At 35.8% G+C, this 4,531-nt stretch carries 6 protein-coding genes, 1 tRNA gene and 1 pseudogene; 2 read left to right on the top strand and 6 right to left on the bottom strand.

Translation table 11 applies throughout. The features are described from left to right. Positions 1 to 96: 96 nt before the first annotated feature. Positions 97 to 315 (top strand): hypothetical protein, encoded by a 219-nt coding sequence (locus ACFIL8_RS07715; protein WP_375630254.1) that lies wholly within the window; start codon positions 97 to 99, stop codon positions 313 to 315. A 160-nt stretch (positions 316 to 475) separates the two neighbouring features. Here ACFIL8_RS07715 and ACFIL8_RS07720 read toward each other — a convergent pair whose 3' ends face one another. Both ACFIL8_RS07720 and ACFIL8_RS07725 read right to left on the bottom strand, forming a co-directional pair. Beyond that, a complete protein-coding gene (locus tag ACFIL8_RS07720) occupies positions 476 to 757 on the bottom strand; it encodes a type II toxin-antitoxin system YafQ family toxin (protein ID WP_273787998.1) in 282 nt (93 codons plus the stop codon). 13 nt (positions 758 to 770) lie between these two features. After that, positions 771 to 1,046, bottom strand: a complete 276-nt coding sequence (locus ACFIL8_RS07725; RefSeq protein WP_375612632.1) for a type II toxin-antitoxin system RelB/DinJ family antitoxin — start codon at positions 1,044 to 1,046, stop codon at positions 771 to 773. Between the two features lie 190 nt (positions 1,047 to 1,236). Here ACFIL8_RS07725 and ACFIL8_RS07730 point away from each other — a divergent pair, with 190 nt between their 5' ends. After that, complete coding sequence (locus ACFIL8_RS07730) at positions 1,237 to 1,605, top strand: helix-turn-helix domain-containing protein (RefSeq protein ID WP_273787997.1); 369 nt, start codon at positions 1,237 to 1,239, stop codon at positions 1,603 to 1,605. A gap of 101 nt (positions 1,606 to 1,706) precedes the next feature. Here the strand turns inward: ACFIL8_RS07730 and ACFIL8_RS07735 are convergent. From ACFIL8_RS07735 to ACFIL8_RS07750, 4 genes and pseudogenes are all read right to left on the bottom strand, one after another. Continuing rightward, positions 1,707 to 1,796, bottom strand: a tRNA-Ser gene (locus tag ACFIL8_RS07735). A 936-nt stretch (positions 1,797 to 2,732) separates the two neighbouring features. Further along, positions 2,733 to 3,619 (bottom strand): annotated as a pseudogene (locus ACFIL8_RS07740) (tyrosine-type recombinase/integrase). A 7-nt stretch (positions 3,620 to 3,626) separates the two neighbouring features. Next, positions 3,627 to 3,845 carry a hypothetical protein gene (locus ACFIL8_RS07745; protein ID WP_375632587.1) on the bottom strand — a complete coding sequence of 73 codons (219 nt, stop codon included), beginning with the start codon at positions 3,843 to 3,845 and terminating at the stop codon, positions 3,627 to 3,629. Between the two features lie 77 nt (positions 3,846 to 3,922). Next, the gene (locus tag ACFIL8_RS07750; protein ID WP_375681448.1) at positions 3,923 to 4,276 is read right to left on the bottom strand and encodes a hypothetical protein; all 354 of its coding nucleotides are present in this window, start codon (positions 4,274 to 4,276) and stop codon (positions 3,923 to 3,925) included. Positions 4,277 to 4,531: the final 255 nt, after the last annotated feature.

Below are 4,531 nucleotides of genomic sequence, written 5' to 3' on the forward strand. Positions count from 1 at the left end.
ATTTAAGCCGGCAAGATCTGAACGCCATCAGTTCCAATTTAGCAAGAGAGATCTTAAAGCACAATAATCTAGGTGAACGCTTGTGTGGGTGGAAACATGGTTAGAAAAAAATCCAAAAAACACACAGAGCTTACAGAATCAGAAAAAGAAATGCTTCAAGAAATGATCATCACCTATCAAAGCGTGAAAATGATGTCTCGCTTGATGAAGTGGATAGCATTTTTTCTTTTTTTGCTTATCCTCGATTTTGCACGCCTCATGGACGCGCTAGATAATGTCATTGCACATTTAAAGCAGTGGTTTTCAAAGAACTGAACAACTTTTCTTTTTTTGCTTATCCTCGATTTTGCACGCCTCATGGACGCGCTAGATAATGTCATTGCACATTTAAAGCAGTGGTTTTCAAAGAACTGAACAACTGTCATAAAAGAAAAAATTTCGTAAAATTCTTTATTACTATGAATTGGAGATCCAATTATAAACGCAGTTCAGAATGGGAACCAAGTCGTAAAAGCTCTAGTGTTTTGGCATCTGGCTTTCGATAGATCAAAACTAAATCCGGCTTTATGTGACAATCACGACAATTGCGCCACTGACCTGTTAGTGCATGATCTCTCCAATGCGCCTTTAGCGGTTCATTCTCCGCTAACGCTTTGACCACAAGCAGCAAATCCTCCTCTAGTGCATTAGCATATTTACCTTTGCTTTCACGTTTAAGGTCACGGCGGAATGAACGCGTATAGACAATTTCCCGCATAGCAAGCTTAGGTTTACTTTTCAGATTTACGTGCTTCGGTTCTATCTGAGCGTATCATGGTCCTTAAGCCGTCTAATGATGTACGTTCGACGCGTCCCATTTCGGCATCCTCGATAGCTTGTAATGTTTCCGGATTTGGTTGGAATAGATCAAGTGGTAATGCTCTATCTCTAGCAATGCGGGTCATAAACATGCGCACTGCATCCGATATAGTTAAACCCGTAGACTTAATAACTGCACTTGCAATTTCTTGAACTTCATCAGGTATGCGGGCTTGAATTTTTCCCATTACTAAACCTCCTACTTAATTGTACTACAATGTACTACATTTCAAACCTATGTCAAGAGATTTATCCGTCATGCTATACAACCTTGTGTATTAAGGAGGGTAGGAAGTCAATTTTTAAAAGGAGCTAACCAAAACCTGAGAATTTCTGCTAGAATCACGAGAGAGCTTCTTTTTTAATAGGATTTTTTAGATGCCAACACCATTTGGTAAAACCTTACGCAAACTTCGCATTGATCATTCAGAACGCCTTTTAGATATGGCTAAAAAATTAGATATATCTGTAGCATTTTTATCATCTGTAGAAATTGGCAAAAGATCTGTTCCTGTAGGATTAGAGGAAAAGATAATTGAACTCTATACTTTAGATCAAGAGGTAGCAGAAATTTTGAGAAGAGAATCGGATGCTTGTCGTAAAAGCTTCACTATAAAGCCTTCTAATCCGTTGAGTCGTGAAATTGTTGGCATGTTTGTTAGAAATTTACATAATCTTTCACAACAGGATTTAGCAGAATTTAAAAAATTATTAGAGAAAGTTAGCAAACAAGCATGCGCTTCGTAGAAGCATGTTCGAGAATCCTATTCCCGAACCTTTATTTACGAATCCCGCACCTTGAAAAAACACACATGAAATCAATAAGTTATAGCACCATAAAAGTGCTGTGGCGGAGGGGGTGGGATTCGAACCCACGGTACAGTCTCCTGCACGCCGGTTTTCAAGACCGGTGCCTTAAACCGCTCGGCCACCCCTCCAAACTAGATATGCTTTTTGACAAATTTCTTGTAAAAGGTCAATCATTTTAATACGCATTTTAAAGCGTTCTTTGTAAAACTATTTAAGTTTCAATTAAAATAATTCTTCATAAGTTAATTCTTTGAGTGTGTTATCTAAGAGTTTCATTTTTAAACATGATAGTTTTTTCTGAAAAATGAAAGGTAATTATGATATTTATCATTTTTTTCCTGTTTAAAAATTTTTTACAAAGCAATATTTTTTAAGTTCTAATGGTCGTTTTCGTAATAATAAGAAATGTTCAGTTGAAAATGTTTGATAAATTATATTAAATTTCGGTCGTGTATTTTTAAATTATTTTACCTTTCCAGATATTTATTCTATTTAGATCGGTCATATCTGCGAAAAGAAAATGTTATTGCTTTGACAGTTTATGAGAGATAAATTTGTAAGAATGACATATATATTCAAGCAAAATTTTTATTGAGTTTAAATAAGTACAATTCAATAAGAAAGCTCTTTAAAAGATTTTTATTTTTTAAATAAAAATATTCAGATATTTAATGCGTCTAAAGGGTATCTTGGAGGAAAGGGCTGATTTACACTATTTGAATAAAACGTTGTATAAGATTTGCATCGACAGTTTAAAACCTTTTCCAGATATGACTGAAAATTAGGTATATTTATAATGCTTTTTTCTTTAGGATAAGCAAAAAGGTAATTTGAATGGAAGAAAAGATTATTGAACGCTTAGATCAATAAATAGTTTGTTAAGGTCTTGCATAGTTTTTCAAGAATAGAACTTAAAAACGCTAAATTATGCAGAGGCAAAGAGCATAAACTTTAACAGACAAGGTTTTAAAAGCCGTTTCATTCACAAGTATGTGTAAAATAAAATATTTATGTCTAATATGAGAGAATAGGTTATTCCTGATTCTATTGAGTTTTATTTGCCTCTATTCCTCATCTTTTTGAAGCTTTTTTATGGCTTCAAGAGCAAGTTTTTACGGTCTGCGCTCTTTGTGTAAAGAGATGCCATAGTGTCGTCTGTCCAGCCAAAAATTGCTTTGAGTTGCGAGACTGTTGCACCGAAATTAGCAGCGCGTGTTGCTGCTAATTTTCTTAAACCATGCGCGCGCTGATTTTTTAATGCCTACTGTATTACAAGCCTATCTAAATGTATCGCCAAAGCTTTCTTTGGAGAGTTTTTGATTAACTTGACCACAAATGAATGTTTCTTCTCCAATAGGACCAATTTAAAGGGTTTTGGCTAGTTCAGACAAAATTGGCAGAAAAAACATCTGTTTGGAATTTACTTTTTTCTGTTTTGACTGGAAATCCGTCTTCGTTTTTGAGAGGAGGTCTTTTGATTCCTAAAGCTGGATTATTTTCCAAAAGACCCTGTTCAATGGCCCATTTAAAAAGTCCGTTTAGACCTTTCAGAAAGTCTCTAGCCATTCCAAGTGTTTATTTACGATGTTCAACACCGGCTATAATATGTTTCTTTTCGATTGCTTGGTATGAAATGTGACCTATAGAATCACACACCTTCATCAGGATGAGTTCTTTTTGTGACTTTAGAGAAGCTATGCCAATTGATACTGTTAAAATACTGTTTAAGTAGCCATGCAAATAACCTTTCAACAAGTTTACCGGTTTTGGATTTTGGAAGTATAAGCCCTTGTAATTCAGCAAGCGCACTTTGGTAGTTGTCAACAAACTCTTGCGTTCCATAGGTTCCACGTACTCTAATGCGTTGACCACGACCAATACGCACATACCATATAATTTTACCATGGCGTGTGATTTCTTTGACAAGATGAGGGGGGCGTGGTTTTGGCATAGCAACTTCACATCTTAGAGAGTGAAGATTCATAATCTTCATTCGTTGACAAATCTAATAACTTTTTTGGAAGACTAGCTTGGTTTGGTATTGGGATGTCTGCTTTAAGATAAATAAGCAGTTCACCTGTAGGCTTTATTTCTATTAATTCACACCCTTGTTTTTTAGCTTCTCGTACAGCACGAGCAATAGCTGGTTGCGTAATAGTAGGTGGACGGTGTCCCATGTTTGTTCGCCTTGATTTTAGATGTAATTCACATGTGGCGTGAATCACGCTGGTGTTAAAAGGTTAGTTTTTTGGTGTTAGAAAGGAATGTCGTCTTTTGTTGAAGGGACGCCGTTCTGGGCGGTCATAATTTTGTTACAAGCTTCTGAATTATCATAAATTTTTGCGTTTCCAAAAATCTGTGCATTATAAGCAACTTGTGCGTTATCAAAAATCTTAGCGCTATCGTAAATATTGGTAAAGGAATACGCCTTGGCATCATTATAAATCCAACAATCGTTTTCATGACTTAAACTGTCTTCATCCTCTATAAAGCTGTCAAGATTACCTGCCTTTTCATCTCTAAAGTCTCTCAATTCATGGATACGGTAAAGCGTAATGTATCCATCAAACTCTATTGTTTCATCAGTCAATTCGTATTTTTTCCCCATGATTTATTTCCTTGATTTGGCACAATCCACCCGTAGCGTGAATCATGCATTACTTAAAAGTTGTTAGGAATGAGTAGGGGTGTGCTAGGTGACATATGGACACTCCCATTTTTTAAAAATATGCAAATTTATTTTTTAGATGTGCTTAATTTCATAATTCCAATCAGGCAATTGAGTGAGAGCTAATGCGAGTTGTCCTCTATGACACATGCATACATTGGCTTCAAAACAGGTGATTGCAACGCGCTTTTTGTT

The organism is Bartonella sp. AP57NXGY (assembly GCF_042195805.1).
In the GTDB taxonomy this organism is placed as follows: Bacteria; Pseudomonadota; Alphaproteobacteria; order Rhizobiales; family Rhizobiaceae; genus Bartonella.